At 49.1% G+C, this 26709-nt stretch carries 28 protein-coding genes; 13 read left to right on the top strand and 15 right to left on the bottom strand.

Features of this window, described 5'->3' with window-relative positions:
- Positions 1–57 precede the first annotated feature (57 nt).
- The 4 genes from mutL to ACKU41_RS08890 all read left to right on the top strand — a co-directional run bounded on the left by mutL (position 58) and on the right by ACKU41_RS08890 (position 4572).
- Positions 58–1974, top strand: a complete 1917-nt coding sequence (mutL, locus tag ACKU41_RS08905; protein ID WP_321405086.1) for a DNA mismatch repair endonuclease MutL — start codon at positions 58–60, stop codon at positions 1972–1974.
- A 30-nt stretch (positions 1975–2004) separates the two neighbouring features.
- Positions 2005–3129 carry an alanine racemase gene (alr, locus tag ACKU41_RS08900; RefSeq protein WP_321405085.1) on the top strand — a complete coding sequence of 375 codons (1125 nt, stop codon included), beginning with the start codon at positions 2005–2007 and terminating at the stop codon, positions 3127–3129.
- 16 nt (positions 3130–3145) lie between these two features.
- Positions 3146–3334: a hypothetical protein gene (locus tag ACKU41_RS08895; RefSeq protein WP_015850502.1), complete on the top strand. Its 189-nt coding sequence runs from the start codon at positions 3146–3148 to the stop codon at positions 3332–3334.
- A gap of 89 nt (positions 3335–3423) precedes the next feature.
- Entirely contained in the window at positions 3424–4572 is a 1149-nt protein-coding gene (locus tag ACKU41_RS08890; protein WP_321405084.1) for an ABC transporter substrate-binding protein, read from the top strand.
- Between the two features lie 145 nt (positions 4573–4717).
- Here the strand turns inward: ACKU41_RS08890 and ACKU41_RS08885 are convergent, their stop codons facing one another.
- The 6 genes from ACKU41_RS08885 to ACKU41_RS08860 form a co-directional block, all read right to left on the bottom strand.
- A complete protein-coding gene (locus ACKU41_RS08885; RefSeq protein ID WP_321405083.1) occupies positions 4718–5983 on the bottom strand; it encodes an iron-sulfur cluster carrier protein MrpORP in 1266 nt (421 codons plus the stop codon).
- A gap of 201 nt (positions 5984–6184) precedes the next feature.
- Positions 6185–6544 (bottom strand): NifB/NifX family molybdenum-iron cluster-binding protein, encoded by a 360-nt coding sequence (locus ACKU41_RS08880; RefSeq protein ID WP_321405082.1) that lies wholly within the window; start codon positions 6542–6544, stop codon positions 6185–6187.
- 1 nt (position 6545) lies between these two features.
- Complete coding sequence (locus ACKU41_RS08875) at positions 6546–7016, bottom strand: NifB/NifX family molybdenum-iron cluster-binding protein (RefSeq protein WP_321405081.1); 471 nt, start codon at positions 7014–7016, stop codon at positions 6546–6548.
- 130 nt (positions 7017–7146) lie between these two features.
- A complete protein-coding gene (locus tag ACKU41_RS08870) occupies positions 7147–8481 on the bottom strand; it encodes a sigma 54-interacting transcriptional regulator (protein WP_321405080.1) in 1335 nt (444 codons plus the stop codon).
- Positions 8482–8789: 308 nt separating this feature from the next.
- The gene (hypB, locus tag ACKU41_RS08865; protein ID WP_321405079.1) at positions 8790–9446 is read right to left on the bottom strand and encodes a hydrogenase nickel incorporation protein HypB; all 657 of its coding nucleotides are present in this window, start codon (positions 9444–9446) and stop codon (positions 8790–8792) included.
- 15 nt (positions 9447–9461) lie between these two features.
- Positions 9462–9812, bottom strand: a complete 351-nt coding sequence (locus ACKU41_RS08860; protein ID WP_321405078.1) for a hydrogenase maturation nickel metallochaperone HypA — start codon at positions 9810–9812, stop codon at positions 9462–9464.
- Positions 9813–10066: 254 nt separating this feature from the next.
- Between ACKU41_RS08860 and ACKU41_RS08855 the strand changes: the two genes are divergently transcribed.
- On the top strand, positions 10067–10726 hold the full coding sequence (locus ACKU41_RS08855) for a CBS domain-containing protein (protein ID WP_321405255.1): 660 nt from the start codon (positions 10067–10069) through the stop codon (positions 10724–10726).
- A 201-nt stretch (positions 10727–10927) separates the two neighbouring features.
- Positions 10928–11686 (top strand): ABC transporter substrate-binding protein, encoded by a 759-nt coding sequence (locus tag ACKU41_RS08850; RefSeq protein ID WP_321405077.1) that lies wholly within the window; start codon positions 10928–10930, stop codon positions 11684–11686.
- A 6-nt stretch (positions 11687–11692) separates the two neighbouring features.
- Here the strand turns inward: ACKU41_RS08850 and ACKU41_RS08845 are convergent, their stop codons facing one another.
- Both ACKU41_RS08845 and ACKU41_RS08840 read right to left on the bottom strand, forming a co-directional pair.
- Positions 11693–12574 (bottom strand): hypothetical protein, encoded by an 882-nt coding sequence (locus ACKU41_RS08845; RefSeq protein ID WP_321405076.1) that lies wholly within the window; start codon positions 12572–12574, stop codon positions 11693–11695.
- 194 nt (positions 12575–12768) lie between these two features.
- On the bottom strand, positions 12769–13077 hold the full coding sequence (locus tag ACKU41_RS08840) for an IscA/HesB family protein (RefSeq protein WP_321405075.1): 309 nt from the start codon (positions 13075–13077) through the stop codon (positions 12769–12771).
- A 204-nt stretch (positions 13078–13281) separates the two neighbouring features.
- Between ACKU41_RS08840 and ACKU41_RS08835 the strand changes: the two genes are divergently transcribed.
- Positions 13282–13836 carry a TetR/AcrR family transcriptional regulator gene (locus ACKU41_RS08835; protein WP_321405074.1) on the top strand — a complete coding sequence of 185 codons (555 nt, stop codon included), beginning with the start codon at positions 13282–13284 and terminating at the stop codon, positions 13834–13836.
- Between the two features lie 129 nt (positions 13837–13965).
- Here the strand turns inward: ACKU41_RS08835 and ACKU41_RS08830 are convergent, their stop codons facing one another.
- On the bottom strand, positions 13966–15342 hold the full coding sequence (locus tag ACKU41_RS08830) for a sodium:alanine symporter family protein (RefSeq protein WP_321405073.1): 1377 nt from the start codon (positions 15340–15342) through the stop codon (positions 13966–13968).
- Positions 15343–15979: 637 nt separating this feature from the next.
- Between ACKU41_RS08830 and ACKU41_RS08825 the strand changes: the two genes are divergently transcribed.
- A complete protein-coding gene (locus ACKU41_RS08825) occupies positions 15980–16555 on the top strand; it encodes a tetratricopeptide repeat protein (protein ID WP_321405072.1) in 576 nt (191 codons plus the stop codon).
- Positions 16556–16752: 197 nt separating this feature from the next.
- On the opposite strand, the gene ACKU41_RS08820 is transcribed toward ACKU41_RS08825, so the two are convergent.
- Together ACKU41_RS08820 and ACKU41_RS08815 are read right to left on the bottom strand one after the other, a co-directional pair.
- Positions 16753–17592 (bottom strand): arginase family protein, encoded by an 840-nt coding sequence (locus ACKU41_RS08820; protein ID WP_321405071.1) that lies wholly within the window; start codon positions 17590–17592, stop codon positions 16753–16755.
- A gap of 2 nt (positions 17593–17594) precedes the next feature.
- The gene (locus tag ACKU41_RS08815; RefSeq protein WP_321405070.1) at positions 17595–20081 is read right to left on the bottom strand and encodes a heavy metal translocating P-type ATPase; all 2487 of its coding nucleotides are present in this window, start codon (positions 20079–20081) and stop codon (positions 17595–17597) included.
- A gap of 134 nt (positions 20082–20215) precedes the next feature.
- On the opposite strand from ACKU41_RS08815, the gene pyrR reads away from it, so the two are divergent.
- The 3 genes from pyrR to ACKU41_RS08800 are packed head-to-tail and all read left to right on the top strand — an operon-like array spanning position 20216 to position 21927.
- On the top strand, positions 20216–20752 hold the full coding sequence (gene pyrR / locus ACKU41_RS08810; protein WP_321405069.1) for a bifunctional pyr operon transcriptional regulator/uracil phosphoribosyltransferase PyrR: 537 nt from the start codon (positions 20216–20218) through the stop codon (positions 20750–20752).
- 24 nt (positions 20753–20776) lie between these two features.
- Positions 20777–21331 carry a homoserine kinase gene (thrB, locus tag ACKU41_RS08805; protein WP_321405068.1) on the top strand — a complete coding sequence of 185 codons (555 nt, stop codon included), beginning with the start codon at positions 20777–20779 and terminating at the stop codon, positions 21329–21331.
- The gene (locus tag ACKU41_RS08800) at positions 21331–21927 is read left to right on the top strand and encodes a hypothetical protein (protein ID WP_321405067.1); all 597 of its coding nucleotides are present in this window, start codon (positions 21331–21333) and stop codon (positions 21925–21927) included. The genes thrB and ACKU41_RS08800 overlap by 1 nt, the downstream gene beginning before the upstream one ends.
- 7 nt (positions 21928–21934) lie before the next feature.
- On the opposite strand, the gene ACKU41_RS08795 is transcribed toward ACKU41_RS08800, so the two are convergent.
- On the bottom strand, positions 21935–22771 hold the full coding sequence (locus ACKU41_RS08795; protein WP_321405066.1) for a WcbI family polysaccharide biosynthesis putative acetyltransferase: 837 nt from the start codon (positions 22769–22771) through the stop codon (positions 21935–21937).
- A gap of 72 nt (positions 22772–22843) precedes the next feature.
- Between ACKU41_RS08795 and cobT the strand changes: the two genes are divergently transcribed.
- Both cobT and selD read left to right on the top strand, forming a co-directional pair.
- Positions 22844–23923 (top strand): nicotinate-nucleotide--dimethylbenzimidazole phosphoribosyltransferase, encoded by a 1080-nt coding sequence (gene cobT, locus ACKU41_RS08790; protein ID WP_321405065.1) that lies wholly within the window; start codon positions 22844–22846, stop codon positions 23921–23923.
- Positions 23924–23978: 55 nt separating this feature from the next.
- Complete coding sequence (selD, locus tag ACKU41_RS08785; RefSeq protein ID WP_321405064.1) at positions 23979–25019, top strand: selenide, water dikinase SelD; 1041 nt, start codon at positions 23979–23981, stop codon at positions 25017–25019.
- 99 nt (positions 25020–25118) lie between these two features.
- On the opposite strand, the gene ACKU41_RS08780 is transcribed toward selD, so the two are convergent.
- The 3 genes from ACKU41_RS08780 to hemC all read right to left on the bottom strand — a co-directional run bounded on the left by ACKU41_RS08780 (position 25119) and on the right by hemC (position 26699).
- Entirely contained in the window at positions 25119–25340 is a 222-nt protein-coding gene (locus tag ACKU41_RS08780; protein ID WP_321405063.1) for a hypothetical protein, read from the bottom strand.
- 176 nt (positions 25341–25516) lie between these two features.
- The gene (locus ACKU41_RS08775; RefSeq protein ID WP_321405062.1) at positions 25517–25786 is read right to left on the bottom strand and encodes a helix-hairpin-helix domain-containing protein; all 270 of its coding nucleotides are present in this window, start codon (positions 25784–25786) and stop codon (positions 25517–25519) included.
- A complete protein-coding gene (gene hemC, locus ACKU41_RS08770) occupies positions 25773–26699 on the bottom strand; it encodes a hydroxymethylbilane synthase (RefSeq protein WP_321405061.1) in 927 nt (308 codons plus the stop codon). The genes ACKU41_RS08775 and hemC overlap by 14 nt, the downstream gene beginning before the upstream one ends.
- Positions 26700–26709 lie beyond the last annotated feature (10 nt).

Here is a 26709-nt window from a genome sequence, read left to right as displayed (position 1 = left end):
CTGAATGTCAGTTGATGAAAAAATATAATATAAGCAAAAAAATCAGATAGATATATTATGAATACTCCTGAAATTCATGTCCTTCCGGCTTCGTTGCGCAATCAGATTGCTGCCGGTGAAGTTGTGGAACGGCCTTCCAGTGTGGTTAAGGAATTGGTGGAAAACTCCATTGATGCCGGAAGTACGCAGATTGATGTTGTGGTCGAGCGTGGGGGACAAGGTTATATCTCTGTAAAGGATAACGGGCGCGGTGTTGTTGCAGATGAGCTGAAGCTGGCAGTCACCCGCCACGCCACCAGCAAGATTTCAAATGTTGACGACCTGACCTCGATCACCAGTCTCGGGTTCCGGGGTGAGGCTTTGCCGAGTATTGCTTCAGTGTCCCGGTTCAGGATGAGCTCCCGCCGCAACGGCGCTGATGAGGGCTGGTTTATCAACGTTGAAGGCGGGGACGTTGTAGACGAGGGGCCGGCAGCTATCCCCGGTGGGACTTCAGTTGAAGTGCGTGATCTTTTTTTCAATGTCCCGGCCCGTCTTAAATTTTTGAAAACCGAAAGCACAGAGGCCCGACGCTGTAATCAGATCTTGTTCAAGATTGCTCTTGCCAACATGGCTGCAGGATTCAGCTTCACTTCCAATGGGCGCGAACAGTTCAGACTTCCTGCGGGACAATCTCTTCCTGAACGTCTGGCTGTATTCTGGCCGCGTAATATTTGTGAATCCTTACTTGAATTTTCTCATGAAGCCGGGGAATTGAAAGTTCACGGTTGTGCGGGGATTCCCGGTCTTGCTCAAGGGCGTGGCGATCGAATAGTCATGTTCGTTAATGGAAGACCGGTGCAGGACAAGCTGTTGCTCAGTGCCGTTCGTGGAGCCTACAAGGGCCGTCTCATTTCCCGCGAATATCCGCAGGCAGTGCTTTTTCTGGAGTTGCCCCCGGAATTGGTTGATGTGAACGTGCATCCTGCCAAAATGGAAGTTCGTTTTCAGGAAGAAAGAGCTGTTTTCAGCATAATTCGAAATGGTATCGGGCAGGCATTGTCCCGCTACGAACTGGGCATTGCTGGCGGAGATGGTCCGCAGGAAAGACTGCCTGAAATGGCGGCTGATCGGCTTGTAGTAAAAAAGAAGTTATCGGAAAGTGTGGCACTGCCCATTGAACCCGGCGCAAAATTTTCCAGCTGGAATGAATTCAAGAACACTGATTTTACGGCTCTGGATGATGAACCGAAAGTCCGTCCGGGACTGTCCGCAAAAGAGTTTACAGCTCCTGCCGAGTTTACAGATTCCCTGATTCCCGGGCAACGCAATGAGCCGGATATGGTTCATGAGCGGGCTATGGATTATAGTGCTGACCATATCCGCATTCCCGAACCCGAGCCGAAACTATTTCCGAATTCTGGAGCCGGCCCGGTTTATGTTCCCGGTTCACGCATTGAATATCTGGGGCAGGTTGCTGATACCTATCTTGTGCTTAAACTGCCTAATGGGGCTCTAGGTCTGCTGGACCAGCATGCCGCCCACGAACGGGTGCTTTATGAAAATATGAAATCACTGCGTACGAGAGGGGAATCCCGTCCTTTGGCTTTGCCTATTAATCTGGTCTTGCATCCCAGCGAGGTGCAGCAGGTACAGGAAATCTGGGAAGACCTCCATGCTGCCGGGTTCATGCTTGAGTTGGAGTCGGGACAGACTCTTGCCATGCGCGGCATTCCTCCGGGACTTGAAACCGGAGCGGCAAGGGAGTACTTAAAAGCAGCAGTTGATGGACAGGCCAAAACTCTTGACGACCTCTGGATTATGCTTTCCTGCAAAGCAGCCATCAAAGCCAATCTGCCTTTGGCTGTGGATGAAGCTCTTTCCCTGCTTGAAGCATGGTTCAAATGCCCGCAGCGGGAATATTGCCCGCATGGCCGTCCGGTGCTTATCAGCTGGTCTGCACTGGAAATGGAAAAACTTTTCAAGCGCAAATAGCCAGCCTCAATCTCAATCGGAGTTTTTTTAATGACAATCGGATACAATACACTTGAAGTTGAAGTAGATTTAAACGCTATTCGCCATAATTACCGCTTGCTTTGCGAGAAAGGAAGCAGGGTTTACGGTGTAATCAAAGCAGATGCTTACGGCCATGGCCTGATAGAAGTTGCCCGCGCCCTTGAAGAGGAAGGTGCTGATACTTTTGCCGTCGGTACCGTGGGTGAGGGCATGCAACTGCGCGAGAGCGGTTGTGACAAACGTATTATTTCCCTGCTCGGTCCACTGAATGAAGAAGACTGCTTTAATGCTTCACGGAGCAGGATCATTCCCTTTATCGGAGAGTTTGAACAATTGGAAATGTTGGCCGGGGTTGTTTCCGCACAGGGAAGTAAAGTTGAAATCTGCCTGAAGTTTGATACCGGCATGTCCCGTCTCGGATTCAGCGTGAATGAATTGGATAAGTTAATTGATTGGCTGAATGGGAATCCGGAAGTCTGTCCGGTGCTGGCAAGCTCGCATCTAGCTACTTCCGATGATCCGGCTTACGAGGGCTATATGTCTGCACAGGCTGAGACATTTTCCGGAATTTTAAAACGGCTTGCCGATGCCGGATACGAGCTTGAAGCTTCATTGGCTAACTCCGCGGGGATTCTTGTTCATGATCAGGTCCATTATTCTGCCCAGCGTGGTGGGATTGCCATGTACGGTTCAAACCCGCTGCTGGGTACCAAATGGAGTGAATTCGGCAAGCAGCTTAAACCGGCCATGCAGGTCAGCACCAAGATTGCCGCGGTTCGGGAACTTAAAAAAGGTCAGGCCATCAGTTACGGCTGTACCTATACGGCAGAGCGGGATATGACCGTGGCTATTGTCTGTGCCGGATATGCCGATGCATTCAGCCGTGGGCTTTCCAATACAGGTCAGGTCTGCATTCATGGAAAGCGTGCCGGAATTCTTGGGCGGGTATGCATGCAGCTCTGCATTGTAGATGTGAGCCACATTGATGATGTAAAATTCGGGGATACTGCTTATTTGCTTGGCGGCGAAGGAGAAGGGCGCATCAGTGCCGAGGATCTGGCCGGATGGTGGCAGACCATTACTTATGAAATTTTTTGTCTTCTGGGGATGAATCCGAGGACATATAAAAAATAAAAACGGGAGATATAAAATGTCTTGGAAAGTAGCAGAGAGTCATCCTCTTAAGGATGTTGATCCGGCAGAACTCAGGGACAAGTGGGTGAACGTGGCCATGGATATGGCCTTGATTCCTGAAAATAACATTCGTGTTTACATCGAAGACGGTATTGTCCGCATCGAAGTGAGCGAAGAACTTTATAACTGCATGGCCGGTATCTAGCTGTGGAGTTTGAAAGGCGGTCTTAAAGGCCGCCTTTTTATTTTTATATTGAGGTATTGTCTGCTGGAGCCTTAAAAAGCGGAGATTTTATGAAAATGTACAGATTCATTGCGGTTCTGCTTGTCTCGGTCTTGCTGCTCTGCGCGTGCGCGGGGTGCTCGGATAAAGAAACTTCCGGGGAATTCAGGGTCGGGGTAGTTGCGGTTACCAGCGGTGAACTGTTCAGAAAAGGAAATTACATCATCACCGCCGCCCGCTATGCAGCAAACAAAGTTAATAATGATGGTGGTTTGGAATTATCCGGGCAGCATTACAAAGTCAGTCTTTTTCCTGCGGACAGTAACGGTGATGCAGAGACCGCTGCAAAAGTGGCCCGGCGTTTGATTGAGAAGGATAACGTCTCGGCTATTGTCGGCGCTGCCGGTAGTCTGGTTGCTTTGGCCGTGGCGAAGGTCTGCGAGGAGCACAAAGTTCCCTTTATCACTCCGGTGGCCGGAACAAATAAGCTGACTTCTTTTAAATATTCATTTCGTGTTTCGTATACCAATACCGTACAGGGAGAAGCGCTGGCTTTTTTTGTCCTGAAAGATCTCAAAGGGAAAGACGTAGGGGTGCTGTTTGCCGCTTCTAGTCCATACAGTGCTGAGCTGGCCCGTTTATTCAAGAAAGACTATATCAAAGGAGGAGGCCGGGTTTCGGCCTTCGAAAGTTATGCTGCCGGGCAGCGGGATTTTTCCATCCAGCTGAAAAAAATTATTAAATCCGGAGCACGTATTTTATTTCTGCCCAATAATACCAAGATGGTGCAATTGCAGGTGGCTCAAGCACGCAAGCTCGGTTTTGACGGTATTTTGCTGGGTGGTGATTTATGGGATCCCATTGAGCTGCAGCGTAATTCTTTATTCAAAAACAGTTATTACACTGATCACTGGATCCCAGGGCTGCCAATTGAAGGTGCTGCCGAGTTTGAAAAGGATTACAAGAAGGCAAACGGGGTTGAGCCAAGTGAACTTGAAGCGCTGACCTATGACGCAGTGATGAGTCTTTTTGCTGCTGTAAAAATTGCCGGAACAGCAAATCCTGTTGCCATACATGATGCTCTGGTGGATATGCCTCCCTTCCATGGTGTGACCGGAACTTTCGACTACAATAACAACGGAGACCCGGATAAGGATGTAATCATTTCCACCTTCCGTGACGGCTATATAGCGGTGCAGGAAATTATTGACCTGAAATAGTTTTCGCCAGCATGATTCCTCATTGGTGTAGGGGCATGAAACCCCGGACTTTGCATATCGGCACAAAAAACAAAACAGCCTGCGGTAAACCTGCAGGCTGTTTTGTTTCTAATTATGTACGGTAGATATACCCGTGGATTTTTAACTAGTGGTCACAGGTGTTTGCCCCGGTCTGGAGAGAACCTGCAAGGTAGCTGGCTACTACATTTTCAGGAGCTTCGGCAGGTGAACCGACAATGACTTTTACGCCTGCATCGGTAAACAGGGACTGTGCTCTTGAGCCCATGCCCCCAGCCAGAACCAGCTGAACACCCTGATCGGCGATCCATTTGGGAAGAACGCCGGGTTCATGGGGCGGAGGAGTTTCCATATTAGTGGCGACAATGCCTTTGGTTGCAATATCGACATCCATAATTGCAAACTGCTCACAATGGCCGAAATGCATGCAGAGTTTACCTGCAGCGACCGGGACCGCAATCCTGATCATCCCGTTTTTGCCCTGAAGTTCTTCAGGTTTGGGCATTTCATTATTTTCCTGCAGAGTGTCAGTGAGATTAAGCATCGGTTTGATGATAGTGTTCAAAGCCTTGCCGGTGGGGCTTTCGTGATCTGTGCGGATGATGGGGTAGCCTTCATCGCCGGAACGTCCAACTTCAGGGTCAAGGGGAATGCGTCCGAGGAATTTAACACCGGTTTCTTTGGCCAGTTCTTCACCACCGCCGGAATTGAAAATATCATGTACATTTCCGCAGTCGGGGCAGACGAATCCGCTCATGTTCTCAATAATGCCGAGAACCGGGTTGCCGACCTGCTTGCAGAAGTTTACGGAACGGCGCACATCGTCAATTGCCACACCCTGAGGGGTGGTTACGATAACTGCGAGAGCGTCGGTGCCGAGGGTCTGCAGTGCGGAAAGGGGTTCGTCACCGGTTCCGGGGGGGCAGTCCACAACGAGGAAATCGAGATCATTCCAGGCAACATCCTGTACAAACTGTTTGATCAGGCCGATTTTAACCGGACCGCGCCAGATTACCGGATCATCCTTGCTGGGCAGCATGAAGCCAAGGGACATGACCCAGAGGTTGCTGGACCAGGAGATGGGTTCGATTACTTCGTGCCCGATGTGCGGTTTTTCATCCTGCAGGCTGAGCAGACGGGGAACGCTGGGGCCGTGTACGTCAACATCAAGCAGTCCGACCTGTTTGCCGGCAAGTGAAAGCGCCACTGCGATGTTGGTTGCTACAGTACTTTTACCTACGCCGCCTTTACCGGAGATAACAACTATTTTGTGTTTGATTCTGGAAAGGGTTTTTTTCAGCTTCATATCTTCAGGCGCACAGCCTTCAGAACAACCGGAAGAAGAACATCCGGAACCGGAGGAAGAGCAGCTTCCGCATGCGTGATCGCTCATATATCAATCTCCTGCCCCTCGCCGGAGGGAGGGGGTTGTCATTATAAAAAAACAGATTTTACATTTTATCAATCTGTTACAGTAGACATTTTATTGTAAACTAAGGCGTGAACCTGACTTGTCAATGCCTGAAAAGTTCAGTCATGCCCGCAGAGCAAGGGAGAGGAGAAAAGGCATGACTGAACGTGATGCAGAAAAATTCTACCAGTGACCGGGCTTATCTGCGTCGGAGGCAGCTTCAAGGCGTCCTGCTTTAAAAGCATCCAGTGCTTCAGCAACAGTTCCGCCGCCTATGAGGTAGATCTTGATGGATCCCTTCTCAAGGGCAGTGAAGGCTTTAGGGCCGACATGGCCGGTAATAACCGCAGAGGCTCCTGTGGCTGCAACGTTCTGGGCGGACTGGATTCCTGCCCCTTGAGCGGCATTCAGGTTCTGGGTGTTGTCAATGTATTCCTGAGTACCGGCATCGGTATCGCAGACCAGAAAGCCTTTTGCGCGACCGAATCGGGGGTCGACTTCACCGTTGAGGTCGTTGCCCTGACAGCTGATGGCGATTTTCATGTTAATTACTCCTTTGTACCGGGTTCATGGCCTGACCCACATGACGTCCTGCGCCCTGATCTGATTTTCTGGCCCTGAATCCTCTGTTTCCCTGTCCGCATCTGCCTCTGCCGCGGCAACCGGGCATGACAAGATTTTCCAGACAGTTCTGTTGATAGGCCGAGAGCACTTCTTCAATCATTCCGGTTATCCACGGGATGACCTTTACTCCGGCCTGTTCCAGTTCATTCATGGTGCAACCGCAGATTGCACCGCATATTAAAAACGTTGCCCCGCAGGTCATAATGGCGGATGTCCTGTCCTTTGGGTCTTTTGAGGGAAGGGATAGGTAACCTGCGGGGCAAATTTTATTGTCTTCCACCCGGAACAGTTTCAGCTCCGGGGCATTGTCAAACACAGAGGCCAGCCTGTCTTCGTAACAAGCCAAACAAAGCAGCGTTGAATTATTATTGCGTTCTTCGTTTCCTCTCATGGCAACTATAAGGCATAGTCTGTGCCATGAAAAAAAATATAAATTAAAACAAGCTATTATGTAAAAAAGGAAGGTAGAGAGAAGGGTTATTTGGATCAGATTTCGCCAAAAATAGAAGGGCTTGGGCTTATTATGCGCCCATTTCTTCGCAGCGGGCGATTGTGCGGCGAAGGGTATCTTTGGAAATTCCCAGCTCGCGGCAGGTGGCCATCTTTTTGCCGTTGTTGCGCTCAAGTGCGCGGCGCACGGCCATGCATTTGATTTCATCCATGGTCATAGGTGTGTCTTCGTGCGGTAAGTTGTCTTTGACCTTCGGCTGGAGATATTCAGGCAGGTGCTCGACCTGAATGAAACCGGAAGGGCAGAGAATGAAGGCGAATTCAAGAATGTTTTCCAGTTCGCGCACGTTACCGGGAAAGGGGTGGCGCATGAGGATGTGCAAGGTGTCTTCGGATATCCCGTCAATGTCTTTGCCCTGCAACGCGTTAAGTCTGTTGACAAAGTGATTGATTAAAAGCGGAATATCCTCGACCCGCTCATTGAGCGGCGGTAGGTTGAGGGTAACCACATTCAGGCGGTAATAAAGATCCTGACGGAATTGTCCCTGCTCCACCTGCTCTGCAAGATTTTTGTTGGTGGCGGCTACAATGCGCACATTGGCCTTCACGCTTTGCACCGCACCAAGCGGTTCGAAAGTCTTTTCCTGCAGCACGCGCAGCAGTTTCACCTGTAGTTTTGCTGGCATGTCCCCGATTTCATCAAGGAAAATGGTGCCTCCGGCAGCCAGTTCAAAACGTCCTGCTTTATCCTTGCGGGCATCGGTGAAGGCCCCGGCTTTGTATCCGAAAAGTTCTGACTCCAGCAGGTTGTCAGGCAGGGCTCCGCAGTTTACGGCTACGAATGGGCCGTGTTTGCGTTCGCTCAGGTTATGGATAGCGCGGGCGAATAGTTCTTTCCCCGTCCCGGACTCACCCAGCAGAAGCACTGTTGCTTCACTTTTGCTGACCTGCGGCAGAATGGCGAAGACTTTTCCAAGCTGGGCGCTTTTGCCGATAATATCTTCAAAGCGCCATGACTCTTCCACTTCCCGGCGGATCATCTGGATGTCGGTCAGGTCGCGGAAACTTTCCACCCCGCCGATAAGCCTGCCCTCGCCGTCGACAAGAGGCGCGGCACTTATGGAGACCGGGACTTTGCGCCCGTCTGCGTGGATAAAAAAGATTGATTTGTTGGAAATGCGGCCGCAGTCGCTCATGCAGGAACGCAGGGCGCAGTTTCCGTCGCAGAGGCTGGAGTGGAAAACATCCCAGCACTTGGAACCCACCGCTTCTTCGGCAGGCACCCCGGTAATCCGGCTGGCCGCTTCGTTGAAGAAGGTGATGTTCCAGTCCCGGTCTACCGTAAATACCCCGTCTGCAAGGGAGTCTAAGACTGCGGAACACGGCAGGTTGCTGGGAAATTTCATGATTTATTTGCCTCCGGCGGCCAGAGGGGAAAAACTTTTGCAAAAGTTTTTCCCCTCTGGACTCCCCTTTTCAAAACCTTTTAATTAGCTTCGCTCTGTCGATGCAAAGCATTTTGTTCAAAGGGAAAATTTTAGCTACCCGATTAAACTATCAAAAGTTTTTGAGATTCTTAATCCTTTTTTACACAAATCCGCAGGAAGGCGGATTTGTCCGGTGCCTGAAAAGCAATTCCCAGAAGGGTGAAGCCTCAGGAAGGGAGCAATAAAAAAGGGTTTAAGGCCCCCGGCTGGGCCGCCGGAGGCATGTTTTATACTTTTTCAGCGCGGGCTTTGCGGAGCCAGTCGTACCATGCGTCCAATCCTTCGCGGGTGCGGCAGGACAGGGGGAAGAGGGCGATGTCCGCATTCAACTTGCGCGCATGCTGTTGTGCTTTTTCAAGATCGAAATCAACGTAAGGCAGCAGATCAATTTTGTTGAGGATCATGACTGACGAAATGTGGAACATGAGGGGATATTTTTCGGGCTTGTCGTCGCCCTCAGTTACAGTCAACAGGGTGATTTTGTGGTCTTCACCTACGTTGAATTCCGCAGGGCATACTAGGTTGCCCACATTTTCCACAAACAGGATATCGAGTCCTTCGAGGTCGATCAGGGAAAGGGCTTCCTTAACCTGGCTGGAGTTGAGATGGCATCCGCCTTCGGTGTTGATCTGAACAGCCTGAGCCCCTGTTGCGGCAACGCGTCGCGCGTCGTTGTCGGTCTGGAGGTCTCCTTCAATGACTGCCATTTTGAATTCGCCCTTCAGGTCCGCAAGGGTCTTTTCCAGCAGGCTGGTTTTGCCGGAACCGGGTGAACTCATCAGGTTGAGGCAGAGGATGTTCTTTTCTTTGAAAAATTGTTTCAGTTCGTTGGCAATTCTGTCATTTGCTTCCAGAATATTGCGTACCACAGGGATTTCACCCATTTCCAACTCCTTAAGTTAATCGTCAATCTCAATGCTTTCGATCTGCAGTTCTTTGCCCTGAAGCACCTCATGGCCAAGTTCCAGACCGCATTTCGGACAGGCCATGTAAAGCTTGTCTTCGGGTAAAAATTCGTGTTTGCACCCGCCGCAGCGAACTTTGATCGGGATTTCGTTAACTTCGAGAACCGAGCCCTCAAGAGAGGTTCCCACGGTTATCGCTTCCCAACCGAAAGTGAGAGCATCGGATACTACTCCCGCAAGCGCACCGTTGCCTACCACAACTTTTTTGAGGCTGGCACCCGGCTGCTTTTCCATTTCCTCTTCAATGATTGCAAGTATACTTTGCGCTATTGACATTTCGTGCATGGATTTTGGACTAACTCAAAAAATTATCTGGGGCAAGGTGCTTTAGTGTATAATTCTAGAACTTGGTCCGCGCTGTGAATGATAGTTAGTTACATACAAACAAGGGGGTACTTCTTATTGCTGGCATGATATTATAAAAAATGTATGCAGTTGCGGGCATTGCTTGCAAGAGCTTGAAAGCTTGGGTATGGGGAGATTGCTTTTATCAACTTTTTTACGCACCGGACTATTTCCGGATTCTGGAGGACATGCAGATGTATGTGGGACTGAAAATGCTCAAGGACTTTGTTACCGTAACTCCTGATACTTTGGTCAAGGAAGCGGACAAAATTCTGGAAGACAATCAGTTGTGGATGCTTCTCGTTAAGGACGGGGAGGAACTCGTCGGTTATGTCACTAAGGAAGATGTCCGTGCAGCCCTGCCCTCGGTTATAAGTTCACTGGAAAAGCATGAGGTGAACTACCTGCTGAGCAAACTTGCCGTGCGCGAAGTAGTGCGTAAGACCATCACGACGATCCCGCCTGAAACAGAGATTGAAGCTGCAGCCGATTTAATGTTTGAAATGAATCTTTCCGGTCTGGCTGTCGTTGATGAGAATAAGAAACTCATCGGCTACATCAACCGTAATAAAATGTTGGAATTGCTGGTCGAAGAAATGGGCCTCAAGCAGGGCGGTTCCCGTATTGTTGTTGATGTTGAGGAAAGAACCGGTGTGCTGTATGAGGTTGCCGGGATCATTTCCAATATGAAATATAATATTATAAGTACCGGTCTGTTCCATCATAATGACCGCAGAATGGTGGTTGTTCGTGTGGACACAGAAGATGCCTCGCCTGTTGTAGCCGCTTTGCAGGAACGGGGTTACAAGGTGGTCGGTCCTGAAGATTTTATGTCGGAATGGTCCGGTAAATAAATGAACTGAATTCTCTCGGTATCGTGCCGCATACTACAAGCCGGAAGCAGGTCACTCTGCTTCCGGCTTGTTTTGTTGCATATGATAAATATTGAGCTGGTGTTGTTTTTACCGTGTAATCAAGGTATAAAAGGTATAAAGGGTGTAGATTAAAGATAGTATTTATAGTGCTGAAGTATACGAATAAACGGGTTGGGTTTTATGTCGTACCGCTTGATTTTGCTTTTTAATATAGTTCTGCTTTTACTTCTTATGCCCGCTTACGGGCTGGCTGACGATTGCGGACTGAAAATAATTACTGAGAGAAGCTATCCCTCTACTATTATGAATAAGGAACAGCTTACAGGGTTCGGGGTTGAAATTGTAGAGGCTTTGAAAAAGGAAATCGGTTGTGATGCTGAAATTGAAGTAATGCCTTGGGCGCGCGGCTACCGATATCTTGAGAACCACCCGGACGTCATGTTGTTTTCTACCGCTCGTACAAAAGAGCGGGAGGATAAATTTTATTGGGTAGGTCCTATAGCCTGCTATAAGTGGGTTTTTTATGGATTAAAGGGGCTCAGGGGTAAGGTGAAGAGTCTGGAGGATGCGAAAAAGGTTTCCGGTATAGGGGTTTATCGTAATGATGCCCGGGCCCAGTTTCTTAAAAGTCAGGGATTTACCAATCTCGAAGTTATGATTTCTCAGGAACAGAATTTCAAAAAACTAATGCGCGGCAGGATTGAGTTGGTTGCTACCTCAAATATAGGCGTTGACGGTTTTCTGGATTCCAATGAAGAATTGCGTAAACTGGCTGTTCCGGTTTTTACTTTTCGAAATGTAAAACTTTTTCTTGCTTTTTCGAAGTCCACCAGCATGCAAACAGTACAACGCTGGGAAGATGCGTTTGAGGCATTGCAGGTGCGGGGCGTAATAGGGAATATACAGGATAAGTGGATTCAGAGGTGCAAGGAAGAATGAAAGCAGCTACATGAAATTTAACTCCTTCACGAGGTGCCCTGGTTTTTTGGTCTGCTTCTGCTCAGTAGGGGAAACAAGGTCGGTTTTCAGCAGAGATTCCAAAGCTTTTTTGTCGTCAGCAGTTTTTTCAATGACCTGTTCAAGGGTACATTCTTCAATAAAACCTTTTCCTTTTAGAAAGTTCAGGAAGATGCATGCTTCTTCGAGTCTTTTGTTTAAGCGTAATGCCTGTCTGAGATATTGAAGGCATGGTTTTAATTCGCCCAGTTCAAAGTAGACCCTGGCAATGTTCAGGTGCAGGTTTTCGTCTTCTTTAACCAGCTCTACAGCTTTGAGATAGTAATCAAGGGCCTGCTTAAGCATGCCGTTTTTACGTAGAGAGATGCCGAATTCATTGAACAGGTGCTTGTGCTGCGGCTCAAAGCAGCTTTCAAGGATAACCAGTCTTTTAAAAATATTGTCTGCCCGGTCTACTTCTCCACGGGCAAGGTAGGTCAAGCCCAGACCGAAATTGACGCGCACGTTCATTTCATCAAGGCTCATGGCCTTGTTGAATTCATATTCAGCGCTGTAATTTTCGCCGTTGGTCCGGTGGCTTTCGCCCAGTGATATGGATTTTTCCAGCTTTTTCAGGTTGGGAATGACTTTTTCTACGTATATTTCCGGTTCGGGGTGGTAGTCTCTCAAGAACATTTCCATCTCCACCGCTACCAGAGGTCCGGTGGGGATATGATTGGTATTGATCGCTTGAACTTTCAGAACACCGTTCTCCTGTTCTTCAGCGTACCAGTAAGTCATTTGTTTTGTTTTTCTCTTGGTGGTCCCCGTCCCGATTACGGATATGGTCTGAGCTGAAAAAATCCCCTGTATTCTTTCCCGTTTCCTCACTTAAAACTCCACTATGTTAATCAAGATGGAGGCTATGTTACCTTTAGTCGGGCACATCCGCAAAACAAAAAAATGCCGGAACCCGGAATTAGAAAAGGCCGTCTCCGAAGAGACGGCCTTGTAACCTCGAAAGGTCGTTACTGTCAGGTTAATGTTTCGGTGTTCACAGCCCTGGAGCCGTGAAACAGTATTAATTAACCGCAGCTTCCGGAACAGGAGCCGCATTCGCCGCCACCGAGCTCGAGCTTGGAATCTATTACGAAACCTGTGTAGCTGAGGTCTACGCGGAAAGGGCTGCCCTGTTCGCTAAGGTCTTTATCTAACAGGAAGGTGAAACCTTCCACTTCCAAGCTTTCATCGTTATCTTTTGACTCATCCAGAGCCAATGCCAGCCTGGGGCCAGCTCAGCCACCGGTGGCAAGGTAGATGCGGATGGGGGTCCTGTCTTTATCTGCAAAATAGTTTTCAAGCTGTTTTTGCGCAGCTTCGGTGATTTCAACCATTGTTTCCTCCTCATAGGATTTGTCTATTGAAAATAAGTTTTCTATCAGGTTTTGTCAATGGACGCAGGTTGACCTTGCCTCTTGCATGAGGTAATTAGCGCATTTTAGAAATAGAGTTAGTAATCGGATAAAAATCTGATAAAATATTTTTACAACATTAACATGATTGAACATGGGCGCCGGGCGCTCAAGGGAGACCGTATAATGAAAACCAAGGACATTATCCTCGCAACAGCCAAGGAAATGATCTCAGAGGTGGGTTTCCACAAGGCCACTACCGCCAATCTGGCAAAAATGGCCAATATTTCTGAGGGCACAATTTACCGTCATTTCGAAAGTAAGGAAGATATCCTTCTGCACATTCTGGATGCCCTCGAAGAGCAGTTTTCATATTATATTGAAGCAATCCGCCAGAAGCTGGACCGTGAAGCTTGTGCTCTTGAAGAGGTTATGAATGAATATTTTGCTTTTGTTGAAGCAAACGAAATTGATATGAAGATCATGCTATCCACATACGGCCTGCTTGATTCTTCCAAACGGTTGATGGCTGTTTTCATGAAGAATCTTGATCTGGTTCTTGAAGACTGCATAAGGCAGGGCATTAAGAAGGGAACCATCCGCGAGATTGCCGTGGAGGAAAACGCCACAGTGGTCATGACCATTATTTTCGGTCTGACCAGAATGCAGCTTTACTGGCCTGACCGCAGAGATGTGAGGGCGGAAGCTGTTGAATTCTGCCGCCGCAGTATTTTGGTATAACTTTTTTATACTGATTTTATTTTAAAGGCTGTTCTTTGCGGAGCAGCCTTTTTTTTCTCTTTGCCCATAACAAATCCCCCACCCGGAGTCCGGATGGGGGATTTGTTTATGCATATGTATGCCTGCAGACTAGTTTGATTCAGTCTGTCCGGCCACTGTTTTGCTCTTCTTGGCGAAGTAGGCTTTGGTTTCAGCTACAACAACCGGTGTCAGCAGGATCAGGCCGATAAGGTTGGGGATGGCCATGAGGCCGTTGAAGGTATCTGAAAGGTTCCATACAAAGCTGAGTTTGGCAATGGCGCCAAGACCTACGAAGCAGATGAAGACGAGGCGGAAAGGCAGTATCGCCTTGACGCCGAACAGGTATTCCATGGATTTCTCACCGTAGTAGCACCAGCCGAGGATGGTGGAGTAGGCGAAGAGGATCAGGCCGATGGTGACGATGTGTGCGCCGCCGGTCATGCCCATGGAGAAAGCAATGGTGGTCAGTTCAGCACCGGTGGTTCCGTTGGACCATGCGCCGGTGATGATGAGTACAAGGCCGGTCATGGTGCAGACGATCAGGGTATCGATGAAGGTCTGGGTCATGGAAACCAGAGCCTGGGTTACGGCTTCCTTGGTCTGGGCTGCAGCAGCTGCGATAGGAGCGCTTCCAAGGCCGGATTCGTTGGAGAATACTCCGCGGGCAACACCCATGCGGATAGCCAGCATTACGGTTGCGCCTGCAAAACCGCCCACAGCGGAAGTGGGGTTGAAAGCCTGTTCGAAGATCAGGGCGAAAGCTGCGGGTACTTCAGCGATGTGGGTAAGGATGATGTATGAAGATCCAGCCATGTAGAAAACGATCATAACGGGTACGAGAAGTCCGGTTACTTTACCGATTTTCTTGATGCCGCCGAGGATAACAGCAGCGGTCAGGACCATCAGCAGGCCGCCGGTGATGTAAGGGGAAATCCCGTAAGTCGCTTCAACTGCATCGGCAACGGAGTTTGACTGAACCATGTTACCGATGCCGAATGCGGCGATGGAAGCAAAGATTGCGAAAAGTGTTCCCAGCCAGGGCATGTTCAGGCCCTTGGAAATATAGTACATGGGGCCACCGCTCATTTCGCCGTTTTCGTCAACTTCCCTGTATTTAACAGCCAGAACAGCTTCAGCATATTTGGTTGCCATACCGACAAGACCGGTAATCCACATCCAGAAAAGTGCTCCGGGACCACCGACTGCGACTGCGGTAGCAACACCGGCAATGTTACCGGTACCGACAGTTGCGGAAAGGGCGGTCATCAGGGCCTGAAAGTGGGTGATATCGCCGGGTTCATCGGTTTCTTCCTTGCGTTTGATAAGCGCAAGGTACAATGCGTAGAAAAGTTTACTAAATTGAACGCCGCGCAATGCGAGGGTCAGCCAGAAGCCTGTACCGACCAGAAGAATAAGCATGGGCGGTCCCCATGCGAACGCTCCGATTTTACCAACAATTGCGTCCAGTGAATTCATAACTTCCATAAATAATCCCTTGTTTTTTTTAGCACCAAATATCCGCGAAATGATAGTATAAGTTTCGCAGGAGGACCACTTTGCAAAATATTGTTCTGAGATACCTACATAAAACAGAAGAAATGGGCAAGAATTTTATTGATAAATTTTTTTTAGTGTAAAAAAATAGTCTTTTTGCTGCGAAAATGTGAAGCAATATGAATTTAAAAGAATGTTGTGTGTTGTTAATTGTATTTAAAATCTACGTTTTTGTATGCATCGTTGTCGGTTTTGTATAAAGAGCCTTTCTTGCAAAAAATACAAAATATAATTCTGTTCATTTCGTTTTAAGTAAAAACATGGCTTAATATTAAGTTAAATTTAAATGATCAAAAAAGTCAGATTTCAATAAATATCTTTTTTGTAAACATTATTGCCTGAAATCAGTATAATCGTCTGCTGTTTTAGGGCGGGTGTGCGTTTAATGATTTCTTTGATTGGTACTGTCATTGCATAATCAATCTGAACATATGGTGTATGTCCTTGTAATTTTAATTTAATTGCCTCTTGTTATGTGCAATGCGGGCAATTAATTGCACTGTCTTGTGCAAAAAAAACAGCAAAATGCACTTCGGAATTTGAGGCCGGAAGTGGGTAGGGGGCTGATTTGGCAAAAAAGAATAGAGGTGGGAAATCCTCAAACGGCAGCAGGAATAATGTTGTTCTTGTTGCGGTGGCTGCTCTGGCAGTAGGCTTGTTTTTCGGCGGGGTATTCATACCCGCTCTAAAGGATTCTTCAACCCCTCAGACTACCGGAGGGGGGACTGATTTCGCCCAACAGATTAATGAAACAAAGAGGCAGCTAGAGTCACAGCCGGATTCTGCCAATCTATGGACGAGGCTCGGAAATCTTTATTTTGATACTGATCAGCATTCAAAAGCAATTGAAGCGTATAATAAATCGTTGGCTCTGCAGCCTGCAAATGCACATGTTCTCACCGATCTTGGAGTGATGTACCGTCGTAACGGTAACCCGCAAAAGGCTGTAGAGAGTTTTGATAAAGCGATTCTTGCTGCGCCTGATCATGAGACAGCCCGGTTCAATAAGGGGATTGTTCTGTATTATGATCTGAAAGATAAAGCCGGGGCTATTCAGGCATGGAAAGGCCTGCTTCAGATGAATCCCGCAGCAAAGGCACCAAACGGGAAGCCGATTAAGGATATGATCAGGGATTTTTCATAGAGCTGTCGGCGCAAGCTGGTTTTGCTGAAGGGCTACTATAGAGTTCTGTAAGTTCTGCTGACACTGATCAATTTCCGAAACAGCAAGTATCGGAGTAGTACTCAAAAAAAGGCTGAGGCTCGTGTATTTTTTCTACACGTTGCCTCAGCTTTTTTCTATCACTTGCATCTGGAATTATGTAATTCTTCTGTCGGATATTACACTGTAAGAAAATCTGGCAAAGCTGTATTAATAAGAGTGGCGGCTTTTTCTATTCCTTTTTCGCTTCCGGGGTGGAACTCGGTTATACCCAGACCGCAAATGTCAGCACTGGAGTTTATTTCTGCAATGATATCCAGCAGATTCTTGAATTGCATGCCCGCCGGAGGAGACGGTTTCCCGTGTGCGAAACCGATGGGATTTACCGCGTCCACATCAAGGTGGATGTAGACTTTGCTGCAACCGGATTTTTCTATTTGCCGTGCCAGCCATGCCGGGTCCCGTTTAAGTTCTGCGGAACCGAAGAAAGGCATTTTGCTGCTTACCATGAAGTCCAATTCCGGTGGATCAAAAGTTCTGGCACCGGCGCAGAATACCTTTGCGGGCAGGATAGGCTGAAACATGGCTGCATTGATCTCGGGGCCTGCGTTGCCCAGTATGGCAGAGAGTGCCATGCCCTGAAAACGGCCGGATTGCGAAGTTTCCGGTGTGTTCAGGTCTGGATGGGCATCAAACCAGATCAGGGCTAGATCTTCGCCGTGTTTTTGGGACATCCAGCTTACCGGTCCGGTCTCGGTTGAGCAGTCTCCGCCAAGCAGAAGAATCCGTTGCGGACATTTTTTTTCAAGTATAGAGCTGGTTTCTTTGAGCTGGTTAAGGATATCCTCCATACCTGCAATGGGACCTTCGGGGGCTGGCCCGCAAAAGGGAGTCGTGGGTACTGTCTGTACATCGGGAAGTCCATTAATTCCTTCCGCCAGAGCCAGGGCCCCTTCATAAAGTGCTTCATTATCAATGGAGCCCTGCCACTGTGGGAAAACGAGGGTAAGGTCTTTCAAGTCTAATCTTCCGGTTTAAAGAATTTCAGCCGTAACGCGTTGCTGACCACAGTCACCGAGCTGAGCGACATGGCCGCTGCCGCAAACATGGGTGAAAGGGTAGGGCCGCCGAAAACGTGAAGTACGCCGGCTGCAACCGGAATGCCCAATATGTTGAAGGCAAAGGCCCAGAACAGGTTTTGCTTGATATTGCGTACCGTTGCCCGGCTCAGGGACAGTGCGGTGAGTACTCCGCTCAAATCGCCTTTCATCAGTACAACGTCTCCTGATTCAATTGCAACATCAATTCCGGTGCCCATTGCAATGCCGAGGTCCGCAGAAGCCAGTGCCGGAGCATCGTTGATGCCGTCTCCTATCATGGCTACCTTGCGGCCATTTTCTTTTTCCCTGTTAACCACTTCGGCCTTGCTGTCGGGCATAACCTGAGCAATTACTTTGTCAATCCCAGCTTTATCGGCAATGGACCGGGCCACTCTTTCGTTATCCCCGGTGAGCATAACCGTGTGTACCCCCAGTTTGTGCAGTTTGCTGATGGTTTGCGGGGTTTCATCCTTAATGCGGTCGGCAATGGCCAGAATACCGGCCAGCTTTCCGTTTATGGCAATGTAAAGCGGGCTTTGTCCGGCTTCTGCATAGCGTCGGGCAATCTCTTGGGCTGCAGGATTATCGAGCCCGCCGGTAAAACCCTGCTCAAGGAATTTGCGGTTGCCGAGCAGCATGGCGTTGCCCCCGGTTTCAGTGCTGATGCCCAGCCCGGAAACAGCTTGAAATGAAGTTGTTTCCGGCAGTGGGGAGCCGATTTTTTCAGCAGCCTGCACCACTGCTTTTGCAAGTGGGTGTTCGGATTGTTTTTCCGCTGAGCCTGCCAGCAGAAGCAGTTCCGAGGGATCTTCATTTTCCATGGTGAACGTATCGGCTACTTCAGGTCTGCCATAGGTCAGGGTTCCTGTTTTGTCGAAAACCATGGTTTCGATTTTACCGGCAGTCTCAAGAGCTTCACCGGATTTGACCAGTACCCCAAGTTGAGCGCCCCGGCCGGTTCCGACCATAATGGCAGTGGGGGTGGCCAGACCCATGGCGCAGGGGCAGGCAATTACCATTACACTGATGAAAATACGCAGGGCAAAGGTGAACGGTTCGTCACTGAAAAAGAACCAGCCCAGAGCCGCTGCAATTCCGATAGCCATCACAGTGGGCACAAAATAAAAACTGACAGTATCCGCAAGGCTTGAAATAGGCGCCTTTGATCCCTGCGCTTCCTGTACTAGGCGGATGATGCGTGAAAGAACGGTGTTTTCACCCACATTGGTTACCTGTACGTTAAGCGCTCCGCCACCGGCGTTGACCGTGCCTCCTGCAACATCGCTTCCTGTACTTTTGGCTACAGGCATGGATTCTCCGGTGAGCATGGATTCATCAATTTCGGAATGCCCCTCAATCACCCTGCCGTCTGCGGCCACCCGGTCACCGGGGCGGATCAAAATAATGTCACCGGGACCTATTTCTTCCAGCGGCGTGGGGATTTGCTCTCCGTTTTCCAGCAGTATTGCCTGTGCCGGGGTCAGGTCCATAAGTTTTTCGATTGCATCGGAAGTGCGTGAACGTGCCCGTGTTTCCTGAAATTTACCGAGCTGGATCAGAGTAATGATAGTAGCTGCTGATTCATAGTAAAGGTCCATGGCCCGCAGGTGGGCATCAATTCCCAAACCAATTTCAATGGTGTTCCAAAGGGAGTAGATCACAGCTGCCGAAGTCCCCACGGCTATGAGAGAGTCCATGTTCGGTGCGCCGCGTAGCAGGTTGGGGAATCCCTGCTGGTAAAAATTACGACCAAACCAAAGCACCGGAACGGTCAGAAACAGTTGAATCAGGGCGAAGCCCAGTGGAGATGTCTGGGGATTTACTGCTTCCGGCAGGGGCATGCCGACCATGTGTCCCATGGTGATGATCAGCAGGGGGACGGTAAAAAGCAGAGCTGAGATCAGTCTTGTTTTCATTTCACTGAGTCTGGCTTTGCTTTCTGCTTTTCTTTTTTCAAAATTATCTTTGGCGTTGTGCGCTGATTGGATCTGCCCGGACTCAAAACCGGCATCTGCAATGATCTGCCTGATTCGGCGTAGTGAAATTTCCGCAGGATTGAACTTAAGAGTCGCGGTTTCAGCTGCAAGGCTGACCTGAGCATTTATTATCCCCGAGGTATTGTTCAGCAGCCGGTCCAGCCTTGCAGAGCATGCGGAGCAGGCCATGCCGGAAACAGGGATGGTCAGTTCGCTGCCCTCGATTTTTTCAATTGCCTCGAATCCGGCCATTTCCACAGCAGCAATGATGTCTGCAGGGGAAATCTCATCAGGGTCATGCTCTGCCGAAAGTAATTCTGCCGCCAGATTAACTGTGGCATTACTTACTCCTTCTATGTTTCCGATAACTCTTTCCAGTCTTGCGGAGCATGCGGAGCAGGTCATGCCCTTGATTTCAAATGTGCTGTTCATAAAGATATCCTTGTCAGCCGGATTTCCGGGGATTGCATTGCCCGGATACATTAATTATAGCTAGTCCCGGCAGGTTGAAAAAATGATTTAAACAAATCTGATAATAAGAATCAACTTCTATAAGGCAAGTGGGTATGACGGAACAAAAAGTAATTCTTTCGGAAAAGGACATGGCTCGCACTCTGGATCGTCTTGCATCAGAGGTTACCGAGCGGCGCGGTGATAACGAACACCTTGCAATTATTGGTATTCAGAGGCGTGGCGCGGACCTCGCAGAACGGCTCAAACTAATTTTGGACGAAAAGCTGGGGCGTAAAATACCTCTAGGCAAGCTGGATATCAATCTTTACCGTGACGACTGGACCAACCTGACTCGTCAGCCGAGCATCAATTGTACTGAAATTCCTTTTGATATTGAATCAGCCTCTATCATTTTGGTGGATGATGTGCTTTTTTCCGGTCGGACCGTGCGGGCTGCTCTTGAAGCTGTTCTGGATTTCGGGAGACCTCACCGGGTAGAGTTGCTTGTGCTGGTTGATCGTGGGCATCGCGAATTGCCCATCAGAGCCGATTATGTGGGTAAGGAAGTGGTTACCTTTGAAGACCAGCATGTGAATGTTCTGGTCAAAGAACGTGATGAAGAAGATAAGGTCGTAATCATCCGCTCCTGATACCCGGAAGGTTTGATATTTTATATGAAAGAATGGAACAAAGAATTTTCAGAAAATTGCTCTGTTATCCTGATAGGCATGGCCGGGGCCGGAAAATCAACTCTGGCACCGCTTCTGGCTGAAAAACTGGGCTGGGAGCACATGGATACGGATTCGGTTATCGAGGGCTATTATGGTCGCCGGCTGCAGGGGATCGTTGATCATCTGGGGGTGCCGGAATTCCGCAGGGCCGAGGAGTACATTATTTCCGGTCTCGGAGTTTTTCGCACGGTGATCTCCACCGGAGGTAGCGTGGTCTACGGCCCCAAGGCCATGGAGAGACTGAAGCTTCTCGGACCGGTGATTTATTTACGTATTTCAAGTGAGACATGTCTTTCGCGGGTCGGTTCCGGAGATGATCGCGGACTGGCCATCAGTCCGGGGCAGTCGCTGGAATGTCTCTATAATGAGCGTATTCCTCTCTACGAAAAATATGCTGATTTTGCTGTAGACACAGATGCTCTTTCTCCTGAAGAGAGTGTGGCAAAAATTTACAATTGGCTGAAATCAAAAGAAGTAAGTGACTTTAAGGATACATAATGAAAAAAATGACCAGACAGGCTGTGTTCCGCAAGCTGGGTGCGCTTTATGAACGCATGGCCTCTGTTTATGCTGAAACATCTGCTAAAATCGGCCTTTCCTGTGAAGGGTGTGAGGAAAATTGCTGTACCAGTTATTTCCAGCACCATACTTATGTGGAGTGGACTTATCTCTGGCAGGGGCTGAACAAGCTCCCGGAAGACAAACGTAATGAATATATCCGCCGCTCCGAGGATTATGTACGCAATGCCAAGGGGATGCTTGAGAACGGCATGCGACCCAAGATAATGTGTCCTTTAAACGATGACGGCCTTTGCGGGGTCTACAAACACAGGCTGATGATCTGCCGCATGCACGGAGTGGTCAATACCCTGCGCCAGCCCAACGGACGCCAGCTTTCTTTTCCCGGATGTTTCAAGTGTCAGGATCTGACCAAAGATATGGAAAATGTTCCGGTTGTAGACCGTACTCCGCTTTACAAGGAGCTTGTAGGTCTTGAAATGGGATTGCTTGGCAACAGAATCAGAACCATGCCCAAAGTGGATTTGACCCTTGCGGAGATGATCGTCATGGGGCCCCCGAATTTGAACGGGTAGAATCCGGTCAGGATTGGCCCATCCTTGCTGCGGCCATGAGAAATGTTATGAAGTCTTCAATGTTGTTTTTGCGGCATTTGATGTAGCGCGTGGCGTACTCTTCAAAGGTCAGTTCTGCCCCGTAAACGTGATAGCGGTGTTCCGGGCCGCCGAATTCAAGGCCGAGATATTCTGCGACCTGGGGGTGGATGGGTTGTTCAAAATCCGTAAAGGGATCTGAAAATCCGTTCAGTGCCTTATCATTCAACCGGGTCATACCAAGTTCTTCAAGCAGGGTGTTTACGGTCAGGATGAGAAGTTCCCTGCGCGGATGGTTGATGGTGTTGAAAAGAGGTTTTTTCCTGTAGTTTTCCATTATCCAGTCCACGTAACGGACCGGGGTAAGGCTTTCCTTGTCTCTTTCCAACTGCTCTGATCTGTCCATGATTTCCTTGAAATCATAAATATTGGTCAGTCTGGTATTAATGAAAAGGTGCATGATCTGGGACTCGCTCAGATCCCTATCAAGCAGTGAATCCAGAAATGTGTCTCGGTAGTCAAAGCCGGGAGCAGCGGACCACAGCGGCCAGTAGTGTTTGAAGAGCATGTTGGGGATGGCTATTGAGCGGGTATTTTTTTTCAGCCTGCCGCAGAGCTTTGCTGAAGCGAGTTCTCCCCATTTTTCGTTGAGTGTCTGGAACAGAAATAGGTCGCAATCGGTCAGCAGGCTATCCGGGATAAACTCCCGTGTATAGTTGGTAAAGCTGTGAATTTGATACTCCGCAGAGAACTCATCGCTTAGCAGAAGCAGTTCTTGAATGGGTTCGCCCTGACAATTGGCGTGTAATATACATTTTTTCTTCATTTCGGGACAAACTTTAGCATACCCGTTTATGGTTTCTCAATACGGCAGGGCAGCTAATATGAGGTAATGGATGTGAATAATTTTTCCGCAGAAGATTTACAGCGAATAGTAAGCGCTGTGCAGCCCGTGGATTTTTCTCTTGAAAAACAGGCCCGCGCTCATCTTGATAACCTGACCAAGCCGCTGGGCAGTCTCGGTAGGCTGGAAGATCTTGCAGTGAAAATGTTTATGGCTTCCGGCGGTAAAGCTCCGCAGGCTGATCCGGCCCGCATCTACACTATTGCCGGTGATCATGGGGTTAATGAGGAAGATGTCAGCTATTTCCCTCAGGAAGTGACCCGTCAGATGGTGGAGAATTTTTTGACCGGAGGAGCCGGGATTAATGTCTTGGCCCGGACTTCCGGCGTGGAACTGGTTGTTGTGGATGCCGGGTGCAAGGGCGGCCCTTTCCCAGAACATCCGAACCTGATTCAGCGCAGGATAGCCTGTGGTACTGCTAACATTTCCAAAGGCCCGGCCATGGACGAAGATTGCTGCCTGCGGGCGTTGGCCCTCGGTCTGGACCTAGCCGACGAGGCTCACGCACAAGGTATAAAAGTCCTTGGTACAGGAGAGATGGGCGTTTCCAATACCACTCCTTCCACCGCTCTTTATTGTGCTTATTTTGATCTTGATCCCGCCGATATAACCGGGCCGGGAGGAGGTATAGATCCCGAGGGCGTGCTCCGTAAAATAGAAGTAATTCGCCGGGCTCTGGCTGTTAATGCGAAAACAGTGCGTTCTGCTGATCCTTTTGCTATACTAAGCGCACTGGGGGGCTATGAGATAGCTGCCCTTGTCGGGTTGATTCTCGGTGGGGCCAAAAACAGGCAGATGGTTTGTATTGATGGCTTTATTTCCACTGCAGCCTATGCAGCAGCAGTTAAAATCTGTCCTGCTGTGGGCGGTTATTGCGTGCTCAGCCATGCTTCGGCTGAACCGGGCTACGCGAAAGTGATCAAGGCCCTTGGGCGCAGGCCGCTTTTGCATCTGGATATGCGGCTGGGTGAAGGCTCAGGTGCAGCTCTGTCCATGTTCATGCTGCGTGCCGCCGCGAATATTTATAACGATATGGCAACGTTTGACGATGCCGGGGTAGACGCAGGAGGATGATGACTCCTGCAGCAAAATATTTCATCAAAAGCGCAAAGCGCACCAAGGGATAAAAATGCCTAAAGAATTGGTAAAGACAGTAAAAGCTGCCGGTTGAGCAGCCAAGATCGCTCCGGGGGACCTGGAGCAGGTTTTGTGCGGCTTGGCCGTGGAGGATGAGCGCCTTCTTACTGGACTGGGCGGGAACGAGGATTCCGCCATTGTCTCTTTTCCTGCGGGCAAAGCCCTTGTCCAGACCTTGGATTTTTTTACTCCGGTGGTCAATAATCCCTATTGGTTCGGTCAGATTGCTGCTGCAAACTCCCTCTCTGATGTATATTCAATGGGCGGTGAAGCTTGGACCGCTATGAATATCGTCTGCTATCCTATGAAAGAAATGGGACCGGAGATTCTGCGGGAAATTCTAAAGGGCGGTATGAATAAAATCCGTGAAGCCGGAGCTGTGCTCGCAGGCGGACACAGTGTGGAAGACGATGAGATTAAATACGGACTCTCTGTTACCGGGATAGTCGATCCTGACGGATTTGCTTCCAATAAAGGCTTGCGGGAAGGTGACCAACTGCTGCTGACCAAGCCGCTGGGGACCGGAGTGTTGGCTACAGCTTTAAAGGCCGATTGGGACGGCGCTGAACGGTTTGAAAAAGACGTCTACAAATGGGCCTCCAAATTGAACAGCGCAGGCGGAAAAGTTATTCGCGATCTGGGCTTGAAAGGTGCCACAGACGTAACCGGATTCGGATTGGGCGGGCATGTGCTGGAAATGGCTGATGCTTCAAACGTGGCTGTAGAATTGTGGCTTGATAAGGTTCCGTTCATGGATGATGTGGTCGAGCTGGCATCAATGGGGATGATCCCCGCGGGTAGTTTTGCCAACCGTAAATATTGCAGCTCACAGGTCCATGCGGCGCCGGATGCTGACATCATTAAAACCGATCTTGTTTTTGACGCCCAGACTTCCGGCGGGCTGGTGCTGGCCGTTCCTGCAGAAAAGTTGCAGCAGGCCACGGATATGCTGCTTGAAGCGGGAGATCTTGCCGTACATATCGGGCAGGTTGAGGCACACGAGGAGGGCGTTGCCCGGTTACGGATTTTATAATTTCTCTGAATTTGGTAAATATAAAAGGCGCAGGTTGTCGCAAACCTGCGCCTTTTATTTTATGAGGAGGAATTGGCGATTTCCGTATGTGAAATTTTTCTAGGCTGAACCTCGGCTGCTTGTTACAGCCTGAATCAGCTCTGCGTTGGCATTGTATACTGGTGAGGAAATAATCTTCACCAGCTCGCGGTGCATATCCGGGTCCGCGTATGCCTTCCTCTGCAGTCTCTTCTTCTGCAGATTCTTCATGGAGTTCGCAAGATCTTCATCCCTTACAGGAGGAACCTGTGACACCTTATTGAGTTCGGGTCCGTTTGACATTGTATACCTCCGTCCTTGGAAGTTATAAATGATGTTTTTAAAGAACATGATTCCTGTTTATAACTCTTATCGGACAGAATGAGAGGAACTTTATAGTCATAATATATAAAAAATATATTAAAAAAAGCCCGGAACATGCACATGTTCCGGGCTTGATTTTCAATCTGTGATTTTGATCAGTCTTTCCAGTTCCACCATTTTTCCAGTTCAGGGTCCCGGTTATCATTGCTTGCATAATAAACCGCACACCTGAAAACATAGAGCATGCAACGGTCCACATGGCATCCTGCCAGCTTTTCAAGTCGTGAGTACATGTCATCCGGGTTTTCATCCCTGAGTTCATCAAGGGAACGGTAGCCCAGATTCCAGAGGTCCATGGCAATGGATTTGCCTACTCCCGGAATTTGCCGGAACTCTTTTAGTATAGCCGGATCAGCATTTATCATAAACGCGGTCTAAAATTTCCTTGGCTCCGGCTGCAAGCACTTCGTCCGCAAGGGCAAGACCGATGTTCCATGCATCTTCCGCAGGACCGGATTTTTCCATGCGGATGGGGCTGGAACCGTCAATGTCGGCAACAAATCCGGTCAATTTGACCTGATCACCTTCAAGCTGGGACCATGCGGCGATGGGGACCTGACATCCCCCGTCCAGTCCGGTAAGGAAACCGCGCTCAGCACGTACCTGACGGGCAGTGGTTTCATCGTGGATGAATCTCAAGATGTCCTGAATTTCTGTGTCTTCAATGCGGTACTCAATGCCCAGCGCTCCCTGTGCCACAGCAGGCAGGAAGGTCGGAGGACCCAGAATTTCGCTTTTGGGTGCGGAAAGTTTGAGCCTGTTCAGTCCGGCGGTGGCAACAACAATGGCGTCGAATTCGCCGTCGAGCAGCTTGTGTACGCGTGTGTCGAGGTTTCCGCGCAGAGATTCGATTTTAAGATCGTCACGCAGGGCTAAAATCTGAGACTGGCGGCGCAGGCTGCTTGTTCCTACCACAGCACCGGCAGGCAGGTCTTTGAGCGAATCATATTTTACGGAAAGCAGGGTGTCTGTCTCTGCTTCACGCGGGGGAATTACGCCTACTTCAAGACCATCGGGAAGTTCGGTGGGAACATCCTTCATGCTGTGTACAGCCAGATCGGCGCGTTCATCAAGCAGTGCTTCTTCAATCTCTTTTACAAAGAGGCCCTTGCCGCCCACTTTGGCCAGCGGAACGTCCAGAATCTTGTCGCCTTTGGTTTTGATTTTAAGCAGTTGAACATCGATTCCGGGATACTCTTCACGCAGAAGATCAGAAATATGGTTAGCCTGCCAGAGGGCAAGTTTGCTGCCGCGTGTTGCAATGGTTATTTTTCTCATTATTCCGCCG

Source organism: Maridesulfovibrio sp. (genome assembly GCF_963678865.1).
Taxonomy (GTDB): domain Bacteria; phylum Desulfobacterota; class Desulfovibrionia; order Desulfovibrionales; family Desulfovibrionaceae; genus Maridesulfovibrio.
Note: the sequence above shows the minus strand (reverse complement) of the source record. Positions and strands in the feature narration are given on the sequence as shown.

Coding starts and splice junctions, on each gene's coding strand:
- mutL (WP_321405086.1), top strand. CDS start 58: ATGAATACTCCTGAAATTCATGTCCTTCCGGCTTCGTTGCGCAATCAG.
- alr (WP_321405085.1), top strand. CDS start 2,005: ATGACAATCGGATACAATACACTTGAAGTTGAAGTAGATTTAAACGCT.
- ACKU41_RS08895 (WP_015850502.1), top strand. CDS start 3,146: ATGTCTTGGAAAGTAGCAGAGAGTCATCCTCTTAAGGATGTTGATCCG.
- ACKU41_RS08890 (WP_321405084.1), top strand. CDS start 3,424: ATGAAAATGTACAGATTCATTGCGGTTCTGCTTGTCTCGGTCTTGCTG.
- ACKU41_RS08885 (WP_321405083.1), bottom strand. CDS start 5,983: ATGAGCGATCACGCATGCGGAAGCTGCTCTTCCTCCGGTTCCGGATGT.
- ACKU41_RS08880 (WP_321405082.1), bottom strand. CDS start 6,544: ATGAAAATCGCCATCAGCTGTCAGGGCAACGACCTCAACGGTGAAGTC.
- ACKU41_RS08875 (WP_321405081.1), bottom strand. CDS start 7,016: ATGAGAGGAAACGAAGAACGCAATAATAATTCAACGCTGCTTTGTTTG.
- ACKU41_RS08870 (WP_321405080.1), bottom strand. CDS start 8,481: ATGAAATTTCCCAGCAACCTGCCGTGTTCCGCAGTCTTAGACTCCCTT.
- hypB (WP_321405079.1), bottom strand. CDS start 9,446: ATGGGTGAAATCCCTGTGGTACGCAATATTCTGGAAGCAAATGACAGA.
- ACKU41_RS08860 (WP_321405078.1), bottom strand. CDS start 9,812: ATGCACGAAATGTCAATAGCGCAAAGTATACTTGCAATCATTGAAGAG.
- ACKU41_RS08855 (WP_321405255.1), top strand. CDS start 10,067: ATGTATGTGGGACTGAAAATGCTCAAGGACTTTGTTACCGTAACTCCT.
- ACKU41_RS08850 (WP_321405077.1), top strand. CDS start 10,928: ATGTCGTACCGCTTGATTTTGCTTTTTAATATAGTTCTGCTTTTACTT.
- ACKU41_RS08835 (WP_321405074.1), top strand. CDS start 13,282: ATGAAAACCAAGGACATTATCCTCGCAACAGCCAAGGAAATGATCTCA.
- ACKU41_RS08830 (WP_321405073.1), bottom strand. CDS start 15,342: ATGGAAGTTATGAATTCACTGGACGCAATTGTTGGTAAAATCGGAGCG.
- ACKU41_RS08815 (WP_321405070.1), bottom strand. CDS start 20,081: ATGAACAGCACATTTGAAATCAAGGGCATGACCTGCTCCGCATGCTCC.
- pyrR (WP_321405069.1), top strand. CDS start 20,216: ATGACGGAACAAAAAGTAATTCTTTCGGAAAAGGACATGGCTCGCACT.
- thrB (WP_321405068.1), top strand. CDS start 20,777: ATGAAAGAATGGAACAAAGAATTTTCAGAAAATTGCTCTGTTATCCTG.
- ACKU41_RS08800 (WP_321405067.1), top strand. CDS start 21,331: ATGAAAAAAATGACCAGACAGGCTGTGTTCCGCAAGCTGGGTGCGCTT.
- ACKU41_RS08795 (WP_321405066.1), bottom strand. CDS start 22,771: ATGAAGAAAAAATGTATATTACACGCCAATTGTCAGGGCGAACCCATT.
- ACKU41_RS08780 (WP_321405063.1), bottom strand. CDS start 25,340: ATGTCAAACGGACCCGAACTCAATAAGGTGTCACAGGTTCCTCCTGTA.
- ACKU41_RS08775 (WP_321405062.1), bottom strand. CDS start 25,786: ATGATAAATGCTGATCCGGCTATACTAAAAGAGTTCCGGCAAATTCCG.
- hemC (WP_321405061.1), bottom strand. CDS start 26,699: ATGAGAAAAATAACCATTGCAACACGCGGCAGCAAACTTGCCCTCTGG.